Annotated in this window: 17 protein-coding genes; 3 read left to right on the top strand and 14 right to left on the bottom strand. The window is 53.2% G+C overall.

Annotation, left to right across the window (positions count from 1 at the left end; translation table 11 throughout):
• The coding region (locus tag ACN0IC_RS05955; protein ID WP_416877849.1) for a hypothetical protein at positions 1-202 on the bottom strand (202 nt) is incomplete at its 3' end.
• Between the two features lie 214 nt (positions 203-416).
• Between ACN0IC_RS05955 and accD the strand changes: the two genes are divergently transcribed.
• Positions 417-1289, top strand: coding sequence for an acetyl-CoA carboxylase, carboxyltransferase subunit beta (gene accD / locus ACN0IC_RS05950; protein ID WP_416877848.1), 873 nt, complete (start codon positions 417-419; stop codon positions 1287-1289).
• A gap of 1 nt (position 1290) precedes the next feature.
• Positions 1291-2634: a bifunctional folylpolyglutamate synthase/dihydrofolate synthase gene (locus tag ACN0IC_RS05945; protein WP_416877847.1), complete on the top strand. Its 1344-nt coding sequence runs from the start codon at positions 1291-1293 to the stop codon at positions 2632-2634.
• Between the two features lie 6 nt (positions 2635-2640).
• Here the strand turns inward: ACN0IC_RS05945 and ACN0IC_RS05940 are convergent, their stop codons facing one another.
• The 8 genes from ACN0IC_RS05940 to tsaE form a co-directional block, all read right to left on the bottom strand.
• Complete coding sequence (locus ACN0IC_RS05940) at positions 2641-3165, bottom strand: redoxin domain-containing protein (RefSeq protein WP_416877846.1); 525 nt, start codon at positions 3163-3165, stop codon at positions 2641-2643.
• A 45-nt stretch (positions 3166-3210) separates the two neighbouring features.
• Positions 3211-3537: a hypothetical protein gene (locus ACN0IC_RS05935; RefSeq protein WP_416877845.1), complete on the bottom strand. Its 327-nt coding sequence runs from the start codon at positions 3535-3537 to the stop codon at positions 3211-3213.
• Positions 3538-3667: 130 nt separating this feature from the next.
• Positions 3668-3988 (bottom strand): thioredoxin, encoded by a 321-nt coding sequence (gene trxA, locus ACN0IC_RS05930; RefSeq protein WP_416877844.1) that lies wholly within the window; start codon positions 3986-3988, stop codon positions 3668-3670.
• Positions 3989-3999: 11 nt separating this feature from the next.
• A complete protein-coding gene (gene addA, locus ACN0IC_RS05925; RefSeq protein ID WP_416877843.1) occupies positions 4000-7464 on the bottom strand; it encodes a double-strand break repair helicase AddA in 3465 nt (1154 codons plus the stop codon).
• Entirely contained in the window at positions 7461-10478 is a 3018-nt protein-coding gene (locus tag ACN0IC_RS05920) for a PD-(D/E)XK nuclease family protein (protein WP_416877842.1), read from the bottom strand. Before ACN0IC_RS05920 ends, addA begins: the two co-directional genes overlap by 4 nt.
• Positions 10475-11215, bottom strand: coding sequence for a nucleotidyltransferase family protein (locus ACN0IC_RS05915; protein WP_416877841.1), 741 nt, complete (start codon positions 11213-11215; stop codon positions 10475-10477). Before ACN0IC_RS05915 ends, ACN0IC_RS05920 begins: the two co-directional genes overlap by 4 nt.
• Positions 11212-12294 (bottom strand): aminoglycoside phosphotransferase family protein, encoded by a 1083-nt coding sequence (locus ACN0IC_RS05910; protein WP_416877840.1) that lies wholly within the window; start codon positions 12292-12294, stop codon positions 11212-11214. Before ACN0IC_RS05910 ends, ACN0IC_RS05915 begins: the two co-directional genes overlap by 4 nt.
• Positions 12287-12748, bottom strand: coding sequence for a tRNA (adenosine(37)-N6)-threonylcarbamoyltransferase complex ATPase subunit type 1 TsaE (gene tsaE, locus ACN0IC_RS05905; protein WP_416877839.1), 462 nt, complete (start codon positions 12746-12748; stop codon positions 12287-12289). Before tsaE ends, ACN0IC_RS05910 begins: the two co-directional genes overlap by 8 nt.
• A 50-nt stretch (positions 12749-12798) precedes the next feature.
• Between tsaE and ACN0IC_RS05900 the strand changes: the two genes are divergently transcribed.
• Positions 12799-13116, top strand: coding sequence for a 2Fe-2S iron-sulfur cluster-binding protein (locus ACN0IC_RS05900; protein WP_416877838.1), 318 nt, complete (start codon positions 12799-12801; stop codon positions 13114-13116).
• A 19-nt stretch (positions 13117-13135) separates the two neighbouring features.
• Here ACN0IC_RS05900 and ACN0IC_RS05895 read toward each other — a convergent pair whose 3' ends face one another.
• The 5 genes from ACN0IC_RS05895 to ACN0IC_RS05875 form a co-directional block, all read right to left on the bottom strand.
• Positions 13136-15586, bottom strand: coding sequence for an ATP-binding protein (locus ACN0IC_RS05895; protein WP_416877837.1), 2451 nt, complete (start codon positions 15584-15586; stop codon positions 13136-13138).
• Between the two features lie 104 nt (positions 15587-15690).
• Entirely contained in the window at positions 15691-17079 is a 1389-nt protein-coding gene (gene glmM, locus ACN0IC_RS05890; RefSeq protein ID WP_416877836.1) for a phosphoglucosamine mutase, read from the bottom strand.
• 120 nt (positions 17080-17199) lie between these two features.
• Positions 17200-17625 carry an energy transducer TonB gene (locus ACN0IC_RS05885; RefSeq protein ID WP_416877835.1) on the bottom strand — a complete coding sequence of 142 codons (426 nt, stop codon included), beginning with the start codon at positions 17623-17625 and terminating at the stop codon, positions 17200-17202.
• Positions 17626-17637: 12 nt separating this feature from the next.
• Positions 17638-17928, bottom strand: a complete 291-nt coding sequence (locus tag ACN0IC_RS05880) for an HPr family phosphocarrier protein (RefSeq protein ID WP_416877834.1) — start codon at positions 17926-17928, stop codon at positions 17638-17640.
• Positions 17929-17954: 26 nt separating this feature from the next.
• Positions 17955-18359, bottom strand: a complete 405-nt coding sequence (locus ACN0IC_RS05875; protein ID WP_416877833.1) for a PTS sugar transporter subunit IIA — start codon at positions 18357-18359, stop codon at positions 17955-17957.
• Between the last annotated feature and the right edge of the window lie 75 nt (positions 18360-18434).

Genomic DNA, 18434 nt, shown 5'->3' with positions numbered 1-18434 from the left:
CCGGCGCGACTGTGGGAGCCATGTAAGAGGCCGCTCCGGTTCCAATCGCTGCCGCAGAGCTTTGGTTCTTGCGAAACACATATTTATTTCGGTCTCCGGCAGGAGCCGAAGCTCTGCGGGCTGTCCACTTTATCTGGAAACCGTGAAGCGCTCGACCCGAGATGGCGAGTTGGACGAAGGGTGTGAGCGATGAACAATTCATATTTCCTGTCATTCCGCACGCAGCGTAGCGAAGATGCGGAAGGTCGAGAGGTTGCGGGCTAACTCACCGGAGGCATTCAACCTCTCGACCTTCCGGGTTCGCTTCGCGCCCCGGAATGACAGGAATGGGCGGGTGCCGCGTTCGGATGTTTCCCCCATGTTAAACCGCAGCCGCCCCTTGCTACTCGGCGGAAAGAAAGGCAAAAGTCCTCCTTATGAACTGGCTTACGAAATTGACCCCCCCTGGCGTAAAATCCATCTTTTCCAAGAAGGACACGCCGGATGATCTCTGGATAAAATGCCCGAAATCCGGCGAAATGGTCTTTTCTGCGGATTTGCCGGGTCTGCTCCATGTCACCCCGGCGGGTCACCATATGCGCATTGGCCCGGACACCCGCCTTGGGCACACCTTTGACGGCGGAAAATACGAAGAGATCGCCGTGCCCGAAGTGGCGAAAGACCCTTTGAAGTTCAAAGATGATCAGAAATATACGGACCGTTTGAAAAAGGCCCGTTCCAAAACGGGCGATGACGACGCCATGACCATCGGCGTCGGCAAGATTCACGGGATACGGACGGTTGTCCTGGTTCAGAACTTTGCCTTTATGGGCGGCTCTTTAGGGATGGCCGCCGGCGAAGGGTTTATCCGCGCGGCAGATTACGCCGTCGAGCACAAACTTCCCTTGGTCGTCTTTACGGCGGCGGGCGGCGCCCGCATGCAGGAAGGGGCGTTATCGCTGATGCAAATGCCCAGAACGACCATCGCCGTTCAGAGACTGCGCGAAAATAACCTCCCCTATATTGTCGTGCTCTGCGATCCGACCACGGGCGGAGTCACGGCGAGTTACGCCATGCTTGGCGATATACATCTGGCGGAACCCGGCGCCTTGATTTGCTTTGCCGGGCCGCGCGTGATTGAGGACACAATTCGCGAACAACTGCCCGAAGGGTTTCAGCGCGCCGAATATCTTGAGGAAAAGGGCATGATCGACAAGGTCGTGCATCGTCATGACCTTCGGAAAACACTGGCGCAGATTCTTGGCGTGTTGATGATGGCAGAGCCTGAATTCGAGACTGAAGACGCCTGAGATGGCGCCGCCTGAAATGGGGGATCCGGAGTCCAGTGAAAGCCGCGTCGAACAGGCGCTCGCCACGCTCCGCACTCTCCATCCCAAAAAAATCGATCTCGGTCTGGGGCGTATTCAGTCCGTCTTGGCCAAGCTGGGTCATCCCGAACAAAAAATGCCGCCTATTATCCATGTGGCGGGCACGAATGGCAAAGGCTCAACCATTGCCAATTTGCGGGCGATGGCGGAGGCGGCAGGACTAAAGCCCCATGTCTATACTTCCCCCCACCTCGTTCATTTCAGGGAACGCATCGTCGTCAGCGGCGAGGAGATCGGGGATGACGCGCTGATAGATGTTCTGACCCGTGTGCGGGAAGCAAATGCCGGAGCGCCGCTCTCTTTTTTCGAGGCCACAACCGCCGCAGCCTATCTGGCTTTCTCCGAAAGCGCCGCCGATGTGGCCTTGATTGAGGTCGGACTTGGCGGTCGTTATGACGCCACAAATGTTATCCGACCAACGTGCTGCGCGATTACCCCAATTGATTACGATCACGCCGAATTTCTGGGCCGGGACCTGGCTGGTATTGCGCGCGAAAAAGCCGGTATCATGAAAGCGCATACGCCTGTCATTTGCGGCGTTCAAAGCGATCTCGTCAATGCTGTGCTCGACGCGGAAGCGCAAAAGGCAAAGGCGAACATTAAAGTTTGGGGACAGGATTACAGAGCCTTTCGTCAGCACGGACGTCTGGTTTTTGAACAAGACGAGGAAATGCTCGACCTGCCTCTACCCGCTCTGCGCGGCGAGCATCAAATTCGCAATGCGGGGCTTTCCGTCATGGTGGCCCGGACGATGGGGTGGTCCGTCGAAGCCACAAGCGCCGGACTGCAAAAGGCGAATTGGCCAGCGCGTCTGCAAAGCCTGACAAAAGGCCTCTATGCCGAGATGGCGAATGAAGCCGGAGCCGAGCTTTGGCTGGATGGCGGGCACAATCCGCACGCCGCCCGGGCTGTCGCGAATGCCATGGCGGAACTGGAGCAGACCACCGAACGCCCGCTCATTTTGATAACAGGGATACTTGCCAATAAAGACATTGGAGGCTTCTTGGATGCGTTTGAAGGCCTCGCCAGCGCCGTGATCGGTATCAGCATACCGGATCACGACTCTCTCGCGCCGGAAACCCTGAAAGAATTGGCCATGAGTCGTAATATGCTTGGATTTGTCGCGGGCGGCATTTCCGAGGCGGTTCAAATGGCCATTAATACAGGAGAAGCCCTGTCGCGTGACACGACAGAGCAGGATATAGTGCCCCCAAGAATATTAATTTGCGGGTCTTTATATCTGGCCGGGGAAGTTCTTAAAAATTAACCGACCTTATGCGACGGACGTGCCGCGTGTCGGATAGTCATTTTCAGCCGCGAATTTCATTCCGGAGAGAACCTCGTCCAAAGCAGGACGCCCAAACGGCGTATTCTGAACAAATTCCGCATAGAGCGCGCCGTCAGGCTTGACCACAAACAGAGCAGGTTCGGCGAAAATCTTTGGTTCTTTGTCTGAAATACTGTCGGATAAAAACAGACCAAGTTCCTTTGCTGTCAATAATGACAGATCATATCCAATGGAAAGGTTTTCCAGCTCCCATTCTTTAACGGCCTTTTTCGCGCGCTCTTCATTATCCATGGAAATGGCCACGACATCCATCCCGTCGGCTCGGATGTCCGCGACTTTGGAGTCAATTTCCTTGAGTTGAGCTTTGCATTTTGGACAGTGAACGCCGCGATAGATCACGACGAGTTGGAAATAATCCGGATTGGCGTCCGCCAGAACAAATCGTCCACCTTCTACAAGCGGAACATCCAGTGTCGGTAATTTGCTTTTGGGATTTAGAAGTTGAGGCATAAAATGTTTTCTTTCATTTCATATAAAAAATTGTCTGTATCAGGTTTAAAGATTTTCAGGATTTACGGCGGTATCTTTATTTTCCAGTGAGTCGGGCGTTGTCGACCCTTCGGCTTTGCTGCTCAAATGACCTATCCCGCGATCAATTTCGGCAATCAGGTCGTCAAAGCCAGCTTCGCTGTCTGCTGAATTTCGAGCCACCATTTCCTGACGAATTTGCCGAAGTTGGGCCAATCGCTCCTGTTTCGGGCGCTCTGACATGTAGATGTCTTTAATTTCGTCCAGTGTGGTGGGCTGTGCAATACCAGGGGCAAAGCCGTCGGAATCAATCGCCGTATCCACGGCCATAACGTTTAAATTTGAGTCGGGCATAATTTAATCTCCTTGCCCTTATCAACGGAGCGGGTCTTTAAATGTTCCCGGCCTAGCCCCTCAAATAAACCGGACACAAAAAAGCCCCCGAAAACATCCGGGGGCTTGAAAATTTAGTCTTTAATCAGGGCTAGGCGTGTTCTGCGACCCATTCCTGCAATTTGGATTTCGTCATGGCGCCGACTTTTGTCGCAACGACCTGACCTTCTTTGAAAATCATCAGAGTTGGAATGCCACGGACGTGGAATTTTGCTGGTGTTTCCGGATCATCATCAATATTGACTTTGGCAATTTTGATTTTCTCGCCCATTTCGTCGGAAATCTGCTCAAGAGCGGGGCCGATTTGCTTACACGGACCACACCATTCGGCCCAGAAATCCACGAGAACGGGCTGTTTTGCGTCAATCACATCGGCTTTAAAACTGGAATCGGATACTTTTACGGTGGCCATGAGCTGTACTCCTAGAGGCTAAGGGAATCTGTGTCTTCATCGTAGGTAGGAAGCGACCCTATCTTCGTCAAGGCATCATCAAGCTTGTTACTGTCCAGCCACATTAATTCCGGACGCGCCGTCCAGAGTAATCCGCAGATAATATCCTTTTTATCATATCGGGCCCGTACAAGCTCACGATAGGCCGCCATCTGCCCCATATAAATCGGATCAATATCGTCTTGCGACGGTGGTATCCGCCGGTTCGATTTATAATCAACAATCAATACGCGTTCCTCTTGCACGCAGAGGCGGTCAATCTGCGCGCTGAAATTTAATATCTCGCCTTCAACGGCAATCTGCCCCATCAAGCTGGCTTCTGGTCGGCTGTTGTCTGCCCAGAGGAACCCGAACTCCTCATCGTCGAGAATAAGGAATACCTCCGATAAAAGCATCTCTTTTTCCTCATCAGCCAGCTGTGCGTAACCCGACAAAACTGCCTTGGCTTTCTCAGGGCGGCGAGCCTTTTCGTATGTCGGCAGAAATTCCAAAAGTTGGTGAATAAGCACACCCCTTAAGCGCGGCGACAAACCTATTCCCGAGTCCGGCTCGGTGACATCAGGATCCGCTGTCGCCAGCAAATGGGAGGGGCTGAGACGCTTGCGTATACGCTCCTCTTCTGCCGCTGGGCGTCGCGCCCAAAGAGGAATTTCAACAGGTGGCGTCTGAGGCGGCGGCTTTATAGCCCTTGCTGCATCAGGCGGGCCGCCAAAAACATGTCCTTCGCCGAAAAATGTCTCAAGCGGACGGGTTTGAAGTCCGTCAAAAACACGTCCCATCCAATCATACCAACTGCCCTCTTGGAGGGGCTTGTCGAGGCTTCTACCGCTTTGAAACCCGCATATCACCAAGCGGCTCTCGGCCCGCGTCAACGCCACATAGAGAAGCCGCAATTGCTCTTGATCCTGTTTCGCTTTGGCAGCCTCAAAACTCTCCTGTAGAGCCATGGGCACGTCGCCCTGAGAGGGTTTGAGGTAAAATCCTTCATCAATGGAAATAAGCGTGTCCTTGAAATTCGGAGTTTGCGTTGTGTCCGGCAAAATCACCACGGGCGCCTCCAGACCCTTCGCGCCGTGAACGGTCATTACGCGGACCTGCCCTTTGGCAGAGTCCATTTCGCGTTTCACATCTGTTTCGTCGCCGTCAAAAGCCCGGATGAAATATTGCAGGCTCGGAACCCCTTTTTGCTGGTGATCCATGGCCCGGTTCAGGAACACATCCAGCGCTTCGCGGGACTCAAGACCAAGGCGTTTGAAAAATTTACGGCGCAGGCTTTCTCCGTCGGGATCAATATGATCCAGAACCGCGGTGTAAAATTCGTAAGGCGAAAGCGCTCCGGCCAAATACATAAAATGACTGAGCAATTGCGCAATTTCTTGGTCACGTGATTTAACCGCCGACCAGAGGCTTTCTTTCCCGCGCCCGCGTGCAAGCTCCAAGAGCGCCATGTCATCCAGTCCGAAAATCGGGCCCTTCAGCACTTCTCCCAAAGAAAGATCATCTGAAGGCAGGAGCGTGAATCGAGATAAAGCCAAAAGGTCTCTGACAATCATCGCATCGGCGAGTTTAATTCTGTCCGAACCGGCCAATGGAACAGACTGACGTTTCAAATGTCGAATAATCGCGTCATAGAGAGAATTACTCCCCGCGCCCCGGGTTCGGACTAAAATGAGAATGTCGCCTGGTTCCATCGGACGGACTGTTTTCAAATTTCGGTCGTAAATAGGTTCATCATCTGTAAGCCAGGTTTTTACTTTCGCCGCGAGTTCCCTTGCCAGAACTTCTCTCTCGTCATTTTGGCTCATCTCATCGACGGGCGTTGTGTCCCAAGGCGACTTATCTTCACCCTTTTCAGGTTTGAGCGACAGCGGCCAAAACTCCACCTGCCCGCGATCAGTGCGGTGGGCGGCATGTTTCTCTATATCGGCTCCGGGCGGAAACGCGGCGTCAAACATGGCCTGGCGTCCTCCCTCCTCATGAAGAAAGCTATCCACCACATCCAGAATAGTCTGAGCCGAGCGAAAGGACATCGACATTCGCACCTGTTTGGCTTCGCCGGAGACGCGTTGTCTGATTTCCTCCAGAAACTGCTCGGGTCTAGCGCCCTGAAATCCGTAAATAGACTGTTTCTCATCCCCCACGGCAAAGAGGGTGCGCGGCTCTGTCGGATCCCGTTCCGGATTGTCCTGAATGAAGGCGTCTGACAGGCTATTAAGAATATCCCACTGTTCGGGTGACGTATCTTGCGCTTCGTCCAACAGAACATGCTCTATCCCGCCATCGAGTTTATATTTCACCCAATCCGACACATCTTTTCGGCTCAGCAAGTCGCGAACAAGAAGAATTTGGTCGTTGAAATCCAGACCCCGCCGCTTGCGTTTAGCTTGGGCGTAGAGTTCGCTATAGGGTCTGGCGAGCGTGTAAACAGCGTGAGTTAAAGATAAAACTTCGACCGCATTAAACTTGTCCAGCCAAAAGACAACCCGGCTGGCCTCATCTCCGTCCGCCGAAAAGTAGTCTTGAGTCGCTTCCCTCGTTTTTTTGGTGACAGGGTTTTTTCTCAACTCATTCTTGGTCGTTAAATAAATCTGGGAATAATCATAAAAAGCTTCGACTGGGTCGGGGTTGGCAAGACTTTCCTTGATACGGGTCGCAGCTTTTTGATCGGTCTTCAGACCGCTATTTAAAACTGGAATGGCTTCCGTCAGTGTTTCTGCATCTGTTTCTACCCAGAATTTTTGCGCTAAACTCTGTTTCGTTTCCGTAATTTCTATTCCGAGATAATTGGCTAAACTCTGCGTTCCGCCCGCCGCCTCCCAGCGTCTTATCTTCTCTGCTGAAAAGCTCATCCAGCTGAACAATCCATCCAAGCTCTGGTCGGCCATTTTGACGGTCAGCGTTTGCAGGGCGTGATTTACAGGCCCATCTGGATCCGCCATCGCGATTTTCAAAAGCTCTTTTCGAACGTCTTCGGACAATCGCGCCGCTTCGGCGTCCTCAATCGGCTCAAAGCCCGGCATGATCCCCGCTTCGATTGGAAACCGCGACAAAACCCGCTCGCAGAAGGCATGAATGGTTTGAACCTTCAGTCCTTCCGGCGTTTCCAGCGCCTTCGCAAAGAGGTTACGGGCTTTGGAAATCTGGTGAACATCCGTCCCAGTCAGTTTTTCAAGCTCTGCTTTCAGAGCATCTTTTCCAAGGATCGACCACTCCCCCAACTTATCATACAGACGGTCCTGCATCTCTGTCGCTGCCGCTTTGGTGTATGTCAGACAGAGGATTTTTTCAGGCTCAACCCCTTGCAGCAAAATCCGTGATACGCGATCCACTAGAACGCGGGTTTTGCCGGACCCTGCATTGGCGGACACCATGCGGGTTTGTCGGGGGTTGGCGGCTTCGCTCTGAGCGGCAACGGCCTTCTCATAGGCTTCACTCATCGCTCGCCCTCCCCGCCGAGAGAGGCCCATTCGCCGCGGCGGGCGAGATCGTCATAATCGCCATAATCATGCGTATATTGAATTCGGGGCTGAGAATAATAAGCGGTTTTAGGGTCGTCATAGGCGCGAACAAGCTTGCCCAACACATCAATCGCGTCCTGCGCATATTCTTCGGCGGAGAGGCCATTTTTTTGCTCGGGAGAGGTCAAAACCTGATGAGAGAAATCATTATTTGATCCTTTAATACGGACATAGCCGAGCTGAATTGTCTGGCCTTTTTTCACCTCCTTAAATCCGCCTTGGCCGAGCAACCAGGCGCTGAGCGGGAGCTGGGGGTCAAAGCCGGCTTTCACGACTTTGACGCTTGGCGGGGCCCCTGTTTTATAATCAATCACGCCGTACCCTTCCGGGCGGCGTTCGATCAAATCGGCTTTGCCGCTCAGGGTAAAGTCTAGCTCTTTGATATAATGTTCCGCCTCACTTTCGATCGCCCAGACATCGAACCCTTCGGCTTGCCTCTCGCGAAGCCAGATATAAAACTCGGTGGCAATTGCCTCAAAGCGCTTGGTTTCTTTGGCGATTTCAAAATCAGCATATCCGCTCTCGATAAACGCCTGTTTCAAAAACTCGACTAACTTGCTCTCGGTCTGTCTAGACCAGTCTTCTTTGTGAACACGGAGGAATTGTTCCAATCCATCATGGATAGCCGTGCCGAAATCTCCGGCGCCCAAAGCGGCGTCTAATGGATCCAGAGATTTGAGGCCCAGCGTATGTTTTGCAAAAATTGAATAGGGATCCCGGATCCAGGTTTTAACTTGAGTGATGGACACGCGCCGCCCCTTTCCGAAGGCCCAGCGATCTTTCACAGGCGGGGCGGGTTTCGGCGGTTCAATCTGTGCATTCTTTATTTCATCCGGCGTTACCTTATCGAGCGCTTCGGCGAGGCGAAGGTAATAGCCCTGCGCGCTGAGCAGAGAGTCTGCCCGCGTTGCGCCCAGCGCCCCACGCAGCAATGTTTGCAATCGCCAGAGCCAGCGCGAGGCCACCATGGGGCTTCCCCCGCTGCGTTTGGCGCGGGTCAGAATCACATCTGGATGCGCTGCAAGTTCGGCGAAGTCATGCGCGGAAAGTCCGAACCGTTTTTCCGGCAAGGAGAGCCCAACCGATTTTCGCATCGCCCGGGACAGGAATGGCTCGACTTTCGGCGTTGCCGGCCAGACGCCTTCATTCAGTCCGCCCAAAATTATTCGATCCGCGCTCAACATCCGGGCTTCCAATGGCCCTAAAATAGAAAGCCTCGGATGGGTGCCGAAAGGCGGCCGCACAACTTTGCCCCGCATCAAGACGGCCAGGAGGCGGGAAAGCCCCGCGGGAGTTGTCTCCGGTAGATTGTGACCAAAATCAATAAGGGATTGAAGCACTGCATCGCCTTCGCGGCCTCCAGACGCGCGTCTCAAGCGCGCCGCCCCATCGCCTTCCTCAGCAGAGGCAATATCTAGAGCAACCTCTCTCAATTTCTGCGCCCACTCCCTCACGGAAGCATTTTCGCCCAAATTTGTCAGAGGCGTTAAAGCGGAGGATAAGCGGGCGATCAGCTGAGATTTATCTTTCTTCTCAATCTCCTCCGTGTCCGGACGGACTCCTCTATAAAGCCGTTTTTCCAAGCTTTGCCATTCACGTTTCACAGCCCCAAACTCTGCGCCCAAATGCGTCAGAGGATGGTTCAGTAAGACGGCAAGAGCCACAGGACTTTCCGGATCGCCGAGCAAATCGACAATCGCTGTCAAAAAGCCGCCTACGGGCGTTTCCTCCAAGGGTTCGCCTTGCGAAATATCGACATCGACTTTCCATCGACGTAATCTCGCTTTGACCCGCCTTGCCAGCCCCTGATCCGGCGTGACCAGTGCGGCTGTTTGGCCTGGCTCCTCCAGCGTCTCGCGCATGAGCAGCGCTATGGTCAGGGCTTCGTCCTCGTCATTGGCCGCTTCCAGCACCGATAGCCCCTCCATGGCATCCACAAAGGGTTCGGTGTCAGGTGCATTGCGCCGAATTGTGGCGATCCGTTCAAGCCAGTCCGCCGTGTTATCGACAGGTACAAGGGACTCTGCCAAAAGAAGCCTTCGCGCCGCAAGTTTGGACGTCCGCGCCGGGTTTATACCTGTAATATGCGGCCAAGTCAGAACGTCCCCACGATCCAAACCAAATACGCCTAATAGGTTTTTGAGAGAATTTTGCGGATGCTGTTCGGCCACATTCTCCCAGGACCGCTCCGGACTATTATCAAGCCCCGGCAATATAATAACGCCTTTGGGAAGATGTGAGACACAGGCCATCAACCTTGCCGTTGCCCCGAGCGTCCCTGTCGATCCGGCAATAATAACCGGGTAATTGGGCGGGCTCTCCTGCCATTGCTCGGTTAGCTTATCCAGGACCTCAACTTGTCGGACTTTAGGCTCTAAAGCGTCCAACTCTCTGAGGCGCTCGGGCCAATAGGTCTGGATTATTTTATAAAGTTCTGCCGCATGTTGGAAATGCTGCGCCGCAAAGGCCTGAATTTCAGAGAGTTCGGCCAGATCGGAAATTCGCGTTTCCTCCGAGGCGGCGTCATCCAGAATTGTCAGAAGCGGATCCGCCAAGGCAAGCGCTGCCGCCGCGTCCAGCGGCATATCAGAGGCGCGGCGGTAAAACCGCTCGACAATCTTCGCCATTTCAAACCGTCTCTGGGTACCGTCTATCGCTTGCGGTACGAGTCCGGCGACATCGCTCGGCTCGAAGGGCGGTTCATTCGGGTCAATATCGGCCAGAGTATTCAGCCGCGGCATAAGCATGACGCCCTGCCCTTTTTCCTGAGAAATTTGCAAAAACAGTTCAGTCAGGCCGCGCACAGCCCGGCGGGTTGGCAGTAATATCAACGCATCTGATAACTGCTCTCCAAATTCCGTCATTAATCCTTCTGCGAGAGAGCGCAGAAAAGGCACGCCCGAAGGCATATTATAAACGCCCTGCAAACTCATTTGGCGCCGGAGCTTAACTTGGCATCCATTTCAGCCGCCTGCGTTAAAACCGCCTCGGCGCCTTTCTTGGCCTTCGGATCGCCCACATGCATCCAGAACGCCGGCATGACCGTTCCGAAAAGCCCGAATGTTTTGAGGCTCTCATCCCAAATCTTATTGCGGGAAAACTTTTCTTCAGGAAAAGGTTTGGCGAGCGATGGCTTGAAAATCTGAACGCCTGAATAATAATATTTAGAAATCTCGCTTAATCGGCGCGAGATATGTCCTCTTTCGGCTAAATCGAAATCCCCCATACCGTCATGGCCAAGGGACATATCCCGCCGGGCAAGTAACAGAAGTTCTTCCATTAAAGTAGGATCCCAGGCGTTCATCAAAGCTTTTAGAACGGGCGCAAACTCCACCCAGACCGCGTCAATATTACAAATAAAAACTGGGGCGTCGCCGAGGAGCGGAAGCGCTTTGACAACGCCGCCGCCCGTTTCAAGCAATTGGTTCCTCTCATCGGATATAATTATCTCGGGCCCGCCCAAACGGTTTTTCAAATGGCCCTCTAAATGATCCGCATGGGCGTGAACATTGACAACAGCGCGTTTTACGCCCGCCTCCAACAACCGATCCAGCATATGATCAATGAGCGGTTTCCCGCCGACTTCAACCATGGCTTTCGACTTATCATCCGTCAGCGGCCGCATCCGCGTGCCGTGCCCTGCTGCCAAAACCATTGCTGTTTCTATCATGCAAAAACCTCTGGTAAATTTTGATCAAACCACGCTTTGATGGGCGCGACAGCCGGATGGGCCAAGTCCTCCTTGAGATGGCGTTTCACTCGCGGCAGAAGCGCTCGATATTGTGGTTTCCCAAATTTCAGATCAGCGCGAACAGGAAAACCGAGAAGTTTTGTTCCTCGCTGCACACTCAACACAGAATAGGCCGCCCGGAAATCCATGTCATCTTTTAGACCTGCTTTCTCGCAGAATCGTTTAATTAAATGATCCTTCAAACCTGGTGACACGTCACGACGAATATCGGTTATCAGGGACATCAGGTCATAAGCCGGATGGATAAAGAGGGCGTCCTGAAAATCTATCAGTCCCACATTCGCTGCACTCGAGCGCTCGGATAACCAGAACAAATTCTCGGCATGAAAATCCCGAAGACCTAATCCAGGCGCATGAGCCTCCAGATATTTGAAACTTTCTGCGTAAAGCCCGTAGAAGTCTTTCCGAGCGTCAGGCGAAAATTCGCGGCCAAAATCCTTGGCATACCAGTCAAGACAGAGATCCGTTTCAGCCAATAGCGCGGCCGTGTCGTAATCACGGACTCGCCATCTGACGTCATTGAAAGTCATGATCTGCGGAAAAGTTGAACGGTAAATTGCGGCAAGCGTCTCCACCGCCGCCTCATAAAGCGGCGTCTCCAGAGAAGCGTCCTTCGCTATCACTTTTGCAAAAACCGGTTCGCCAAAGTCTTCCAGAAGTAATAGCCCATTTTCCAGATCTGCAGCGAAAATCCGGGGCGCAGAAAAACCTCTTAGCCCAAGCTCATTTGCAAGGCAGGCAAAGCTTTCCATATTCGGGCCTGCAAGACGCGCCAGGGCATTATAGCCCAGCTTCCGACGCACCGCCACGCTTGCGCCTTCTGGCTCACCGGGCAGCTCCTCACTTTTTGGCGCGTTCATAAGGACCGCCATTTGCCCATTTTTTTTCAAGCGCTCATAACTCCGCGTGGACGCATCCCCCTGAATGGGCACACGAAGCGCCTTATCCCATCCCGCATTTTTAAGGAATCCAGATATCAAGGACTCGCGATCAAACATGGCGATCACTCCATTCCGGACCGAGTTCAATAACTCTCCCTTCGCCTTCAAATCGAATATGAAGCTTTAAAGCCTCTTCCGGCAAATAGTCTCCGATCTTGTCAGGCCACTCCAAAAGACAAAGAGCCTCTCCAAACGCATCCATCAAACCTATTTCAAACACTTCATCTGGGTGCTTTAGACGGTAGAGATCGCAATGCCACAGTTCATACTCCGGAAAATCATAAGTTTGAACAAGTGTATAGGTCGGGGACGGAACCTCTATTCCAGGCAGCTCTGCTTGTATTAAGCCGCGCACAAGAGTTGTCTTGCCAGCGCCTAACTCTCCGGTCAGCGCCACTGTGTCGCCTGCTCGCAAAGCCGCCCCGATTCGCGCGCCGAGAGCGAGCATTTCTTGTTCATTTTTAGCCGTAATTCTTGTCACAACGTCTCTGATAACGGGTTGTAATATCATGGCAAGCCCTTAGATAAGAGCCAAGACTGACAGACAAAAAGGCCCGTTTCATGGCAAAAATTCTTTTCACTGACCACGCCGGTACGACACGCGAAGTCGAGGCGAAACCCGGCACCTCCATCATGGAAGCCGCCGTACAAAATATGGTACCTGAAATTGACGCCGATTGCGGCGGGGCCTGTGCCTGCGCTACCTGCCATGTCTATGTCGACGATGCCTGGCTCGGTAAACTGAAAGAAAAAGACGATATGGAAGAGTCCATGCTCGACTTTGCCGAAGGCGTTCAGGATAATTCCCGTCTGTCATGCCAAATTCTGATGAGCGAAGAGCTGGACGGTATCAAAGTCACCACGCCCGAGAGTCAGTAATAATTTAATTCGCTAGGCTTTAGGCGTTTCCGCCAAAGAGCTCCGGGTGCGCGCCGTCCGTGGATGCTTCTTTGGGAAGGTAGCACGTGACGTGAGTCCCCTGATCTTCGGCGGATTCCAGCTCGACCCAGCCGCCATGGCGCGCGACAAAACGCTGGACGAGCGCTAGGCCCAACCCGGCCCCGCCGCGAGAGCTTTCAAAGCTTTGGAAAACCTGTGGTTGCCGCTCGGTCGGAATACCGACTCCATTATCCTTGACCCAAATCATGACGCCGCCGCCGGGCGCTTTCTGGCCGCCCAGCTCAATATTCCCGCCGGGTTTGGTAAAGCGCAGCGCATTTCCAAGTAGGTTATGCACGACTTGTTTCAACCGCGTCTCATCCGCGCGAATAACGCCGATATCTTCGTCACAGCGTAGCTCAAGCGCAATTTTCGTATCATCGGCTTTGACCGCGACGTAATCCAAGGCCTTGTCGAGCAGGTCGAAGACGTTCACGTCGCCTAAATCAAGATCAAGCACATTGGCTTCGATCGCCGCAATGTCCAAAATATCATCGATGATTTTTGCAAGATCTTCGGACGCGCTCTGAATGGCAAAGACATATTCGCTCTGCTTGTCACTCATTTCGCCGGCGCCGCCATTTTGGAGGAAATCAGCATAGCCGGAAATCGTCGTAAGGGGCGTGCGAAGTTGGTAGCTGACATGGCCGACAAATTCGGACTTCATCCGATCGGCTTCCTCCAGCGCCTGGGTGCGCTCTATCAAGGCCGCCTCTGCGCGGCGCGCAGACGTCACATCATCCCAAGCGACGAGCGTGGCGCCGTCCGGCAAAGGCTTGGAAAGCCAAGTCAGCATTTTATCGTCCGAGCGCTTAATCTCGCCTTCCACATGGCGGCGGATTTCCGGATTTGGATCCGTAATCCGACCGGCCAAATCCTGCCAGAAGGCTTTCTGGTGATAAAGCGGCATACAGAGCTGCACGATATCTCCGAAACGCGGATTGTCTTTCAAATCCTCTTCGCTGAGGCTCCACATCTTTTCAAATGACGAATTGTGGATCTTCAAGCGTCCATCCGTCCCGAACACAGCTATGCCTTCTGAGAGCTTATCCAAAGTCGCCTTCTGTACATTGATCAACGTGCCGAGCTGGCTTTTCAGCGTCATCGCATCCGTCATGTCAGAGAACAGCAGAGAAATGCCGCCATGAGGGTCGCGCATTCTGACCAGACGCAAAGTCCGCCCATCCGGTAGGCCCCAAAGCTCTTCAGGCATTTCTTCCGGCCAATCTGTATAAAGAGACAATTCTCTCTCGCGCCAAGAATGGTAATCCGCCTGCGCCGGAATTTCATTTTTATCGCGTAAGTAGTCTAGCCAGTCGCTATGCCGGGGCCGTCCCTTGAACCAACCTTCTTCCAGTTTGAAAAGATCCCTCAAGGCCCGGTTATGGAAACTGACTGTCTGGTCTGCTCCGAAAATAATGATGCCCTCATCCATTGCGTTAAGCAGTTCGTCATGGGCGCGAATGTGACGGGTCAGAGCTTCACGCAAATTATCCGCTTCTGCCGCATCCACCGCCATGCCCGCAACCCCGCCATTAACCGGAAACAGGTTGACCGCGGTCGCACGTCTTTGCCCGCTGAAAATCAGATGTCTGACATCCTCTTTCGGCTCATTGGTTTGCAGAACCTCCTGCACCTGTTGCGCCGCAGCGTCATCCAGATGGATTTGTGATTTGATTAAATCACGCAGATCCTTCGCCCCGACTGCGGCGACATAGGCTGGATTGGCCCAAACAATCTGGCCGCTATTGGAAAGCCGCCAGATCGGGAACGGGGCGCGCCCCATCATATCTATGAAGGCTTTCGGGTCTTGCTCCGCCGTCAGCCGAGAGGTCTCGAACCGGGATATAGCAGAGCGTTCATCCTCTCCGCGGATAGACACATCTTCGAGCCAGAGCACAACTTGTCGCCCGGCCACGCGTCCGGCCGCTTCGATAAGGTTGCCTTCCGGAAGAGAAATAGAAATGGAGAACGCTTCGCCTCTTTGGCGCAATCCTGTCAGATATCCGCGCAAGGTCAGGGCATTATCTGTCTTTGAAATTGTTTTATGATCGGCGAGGCTGTTCAAAATTCGAAACGGCAAATCTTTGGATTTCCCTTTTTCCGAAAACCGTAAAATAGACGCTAGCGCCGCTGGAGACCCGTAAACCTTGGGTTCACCCCACGGATTATTACCCTCAAACTTTATCGGCTTAGCTGTTTCATCCCAAACCAAGACGAGCCCCGGATAAGCCCCGAAAATCAGATCGAAATCGCCGACTTGTCGATCAAGGTCCGCCGCCTTTTCTTTCCATCCCTGCCCGGCCTGCCCCGAGGATAAAGCCAAGCGCAACGCAAAAAGCGATGCCAGAATAGCTAGAAGCACGGCCCCGAGCGTGACGATCAAATAGGGTGTGATGGTTTGGTCCATGCGTGTTGGCGTCTTCCCTGCTCGCCCCGCGGTTAAGGCCGTAAATTAACCCCAAGCCTTAAGGGAGTTGGCGAATCTTGAAAAGAGGTATTCAACGCTAAATGTCAGGCAGGCTCTGAATTGGCCTGTTGTTTTATTACGTTTACGAGATCATCTGTCAGTTTTTCAACTTTCGTGCCGTCATCCCCTTCGGCCATGACCCGTATGAGCGGTTCTGTGCCCGACGCGCGGACAAGAACGCGGCCAGAGGACCCAAAACTGGATTGGGCGTCCTTAATCGCTGCCTGCACAGCGTCGGATGCCAGAGGAGACTCACCTGAATAGCTGACATTTTTCAATGTTTGCGGAACCGGTTCAAAAACGCTGAGCACTTCACTGGCCGGTTTGTTCTGGCGGATAATTTCAGCCAATACCTGCAGGGCCGAGATTGTCCCGTCTCCTGTGGGCGTGAAATCCGTCATCAGGATATGGCCCGATTGCTCGCCGCCCAGATTATATCCATCTTTGCGCATCCGCGCCGACACATGCCGGTCGCCGACATCTGTTCGGACAAAGTCAAGATTTTGAGATTCGAAAAACCGTTCCAGCCCCAAATTGCTCATCACAGTTGCGACAATTCCGGGCTTGGAAAGCTGTCCTTTTTTATGCCAGCCCGACCCAATCAGACCGAGCAATTGATCTCCGTCAATAATACGTCCTTTCTCATCACACATAATCAGGCGGTCCGCATCGCCGTCCAAGGCAATGCCGACATGCGCGCCTTCTTTGACAACGGTTTCCGAGAGCAGCTCTGTGTGAGTGGAGCCGCAATCAAGATTGATATTCTTACCGTTCGGCGACACGCCGATGGGGATAACGGCCTCCGCGCCCAGCTCCCATAATGTGTCAGGAGCAGTATGATAGGCCGCGCCATTGGCGCAATCGAGCACGATTTTGAGACCTGTAAGCCGCATTCGGCGCGGGAAAGTCGCTTTGGCGATTTCGATATAACGCGCCTGCATATCTTCATATCGTTTGGCACGGCCCAGATTTTCCGGCTTGGCCAAACGGAGGTCAGACCCGTATAGCAGGGCTTCGATTTCGGCTTCGGCGGAATTTGAAAGCTTGCGGCCATCCGGGCCAAAAAATTTCAGGCCATTATCATAATATTTATTATGGGAGGCGGTAATCATGACGCCCATATCGGCCCGTAGCGTTCGGGTCAGGATAGAGACCGCGGAGGTCGGAATCGGCCCGCAAAGCCGCACATCCATACCCACGGACGTAAATCCGGCCACCAGAGCCGGCTCGATCATATAGCCCGAAAGACGTGTATCCTTACCGATAAAAACGGTCGGACGCGATCCAATTTTCTTTTCCTGATTTCGGAAATACCGCCCGGCCGCCTGTCCCAGGCGCATGACGCTTTCAGGCGTCATCTTGTCGGAATTGGCAAGGCCGCGCACGCCGTCCGTTCCAAAAAATTTACGCGGAGGAGTTTTATTTTGGCTCATAAAAAGGCGTCCAGCTCGTGAGTCGTTTCGATGTTTTAGAGCTATAGCGTAAAAACGGTATGAATGTGACTAATTTGAGGAAATGGCACTCGGCATATGCGCTGGACAATTAGTAACAACTTAGCCGCCTAACGTTACACTCCCCGCGCGGTACCTTAGGAGCACACGGCAGTTTTCCAGCGGACCTTCCGCCGGCGGGGCGAATGTCCAGTTCTCTACTGCCTTTTGCGACGCCTTATCAAACATACCGTCAGGAACGGATTTCTCGACCTCCACATTTTGAGTCTGGCCTGCCGCGTCCACATCCAGCCGCATAATTGTCCAGCCTTGCCGACCGGTTCGATAGGGCCGCGAGGGGTAGTCCGGCATTTCGAAGTTTCGGGCGGCGAGCTTTTCTCCGCCGAGACAGTCATCCGGGTTGGAATAGCCTTTAACCCAAGGGTCGGGTGGATATTGGCTGGCCGGTTCAAAAGGTTGTGAGGTGCTCCCGCAGCTGGACAAAACGGCCGCTGCCAAACTGCCTAAAACCAAATCCGAAATCCGCATGAGAAACCTTTTCTAATCCACTTCTCCGAAGCGGTTCTCTACCAAAGCGGCAATGGCTTGGATAGCCTCGGGCGCATCCGGCCCTTGCGCGGTGACGGTAATCTCTTCTCCGCAGGCTGATCCGAGTAAGAGAAGCTCCATGACAGAATCGGCTTCGACGCGTTCGGCGCAAACATCATTATGGCTTCGCACCCAGATCTGGGAATGAAAGCGCGCAACCGTTTCCATAAATTTATTGGACGCCCGGGCATGAAGGCCCCGCTTATTTGTCAGTTTCAGAGTGATTTGAGATGTTTGGCTCATGTCAAAACTCTCAGCCCCTCTGGCCTTTATGTATCTCCAGCCAGAATTCTGGACGCAATAGCGATATAACGCTGTCCGGCCTCTTTGGCTTTCAAAGACGCGTCTTCCAATGTCGCTGTGCGGCGCGCTTCGGCCAGTTTGATAAGCATGGGCAAGTTCACCCCGGCGAGCACTTCCACTTCTCCGTCGCGGAGCATGGAAATCGCCAGATTGGACGGGGTTCCGCCGAACATATCTGTCAAAATGATGACGCCTTTGTCCCGGCTAACCTTTTTCACAGCGCCGGCAATATCTTCTCGGCGGTGTTCCATATCATCATCCGGCCCGATACAGACCGTTTCGACCGCTTCCTGCGGTCCGACAACATGCTCTGTCGCCCGACGCAGCTCAACAGCGAGCTGACCATGCGTAACAATGACTAATCCAATCAAAGCAAATACTCCGAAAATCGAAATTTTACCTAATCAAATAAAAATCACGCTGTGAAGTCGGAAAATGACAGATTT

It is taken from the genome of Litorimonas sp. (assembly GCA_029936425.1).
Classification (GTDB): domain Bacteria; phylum Pseudomonadota; class Alphaproteobacteria; order Caulobacterales; family Maricaulaceae; genus Litorimonas.
This window is presented reverse-complemented; position numbering and strand designations above follow the sequence as displayed.

What these genes read in the sequence shown, in the direction of transcription:
- accD (WP_416877848.1), top strand. Translation starts at nt 417, where the DNA reads ATGAACTGGCTTACGAAATTGACCCCCCCTGGCGTAAAATCCATCTTT.
- ACN0IC_RS05910 (WP_416877840.1), bottom strand. Translation starts at nt 12,294, where the DNA reads ATGTTTGATCGCGAGTCCTTGATATCTGGATTCCTTAAAAATGCGGGA.
- ACN0IC_RS05940 (WP_416877846.1), bottom strand. Translation starts at nt 3,165, where the DNA reads ATGCCTCAACTTCTAAATCCCAAAAGCAAATTACCGACACTGGATGTT.
- ACN0IC_RS05880 (WP_416877834.1), bottom strand. Translation starts at nt 17,928, where the DNA reads ATGAGCCAAACATCTCAAATCACTCTGAAACTGACAAATAAGCGGGGC.
- tsaE (WP_416877839.1), bottom strand. Translation starts at nt 12,748, where the DNA reads ATGATATTACAACCCGTTATCAGAGACGTTGTGACAAGAATTACGGCT.
- ACN0IC_RS05900 (WP_416877838.1), top strand. Translation starts at nt 12,799, where the DNA reads ATGGCAAAAATTCTTTTCACTGACCACGCCGGTACGACACGCGAAGTC.
- ACN0IC_RS05920 (WP_416877842.1), bottom strand. Translation starts at nt 10,478, where the DNA reads ATGAGTTTGCAGGGCGTTTATAATATGCCTTCGGGCGTGCCTTTTCTG.
- ACN0IC_RS05935 (WP_416877845.1), bottom strand. Translation starts at nt 3,537, where the DNA reads ATGCCCGACTCAAATTTAAACGTTATGGCCGTGGATACGGCGATTGAT.
- addA (WP_416877843.1), bottom strand. Translation starts at nt 7,464, where the DNA reads ATGAGTGAAGCCTATGAGAAGGCCGTTGCCGCTCAGAGCGAAGCCGCC.
- ACN0IC_RS05895 (WP_416877837.1), bottom strand. Translation starts at nt 15,586, where the DNA reads ATGGACCAAACCATCACACCCTATTTGATCGTCACGCTCGGGGCCGTG.
- ACN0IC_RS05885 (WP_416877835.1), bottom strand. Translation starts at nt 17,625, where the DNA reads ATGCGGATTTCGGATTTGGTTTTAGGCAGTTTGGCAGCGGCCGTTTTG.
- trxA (WP_416877844.1), bottom strand. Translation starts at nt 3,988, where the DNA reads ATGGCCACCGTAAAAGTATCCGATTCCAGTTTTAAAGCCGATGTGATT.
- ACN0IC_RS05915 (WP_416877841.1), bottom strand. Translation starts at nt 11,215, where the DNA reads ATGATAGAAACAGCAATGGTTTTGGCAGCAGGGCACGGCACGCGGATG.
- ACN0IC_RS05945 (WP_416877847.1), top strand. Translation starts at nt 1,291, where the DNA reads ATGGCGCCGCCTGAAATGGGGGATCCGGAGTCCAGTGAAAGCCGCGTC.
- glmM (WP_416877836.1), bottom strand. Translation starts at nt 17,079, where the DNA reads ATGAGCCAAAATAAAACTCCTCCGCGTAAATTTTTTGGAACGGACGGC.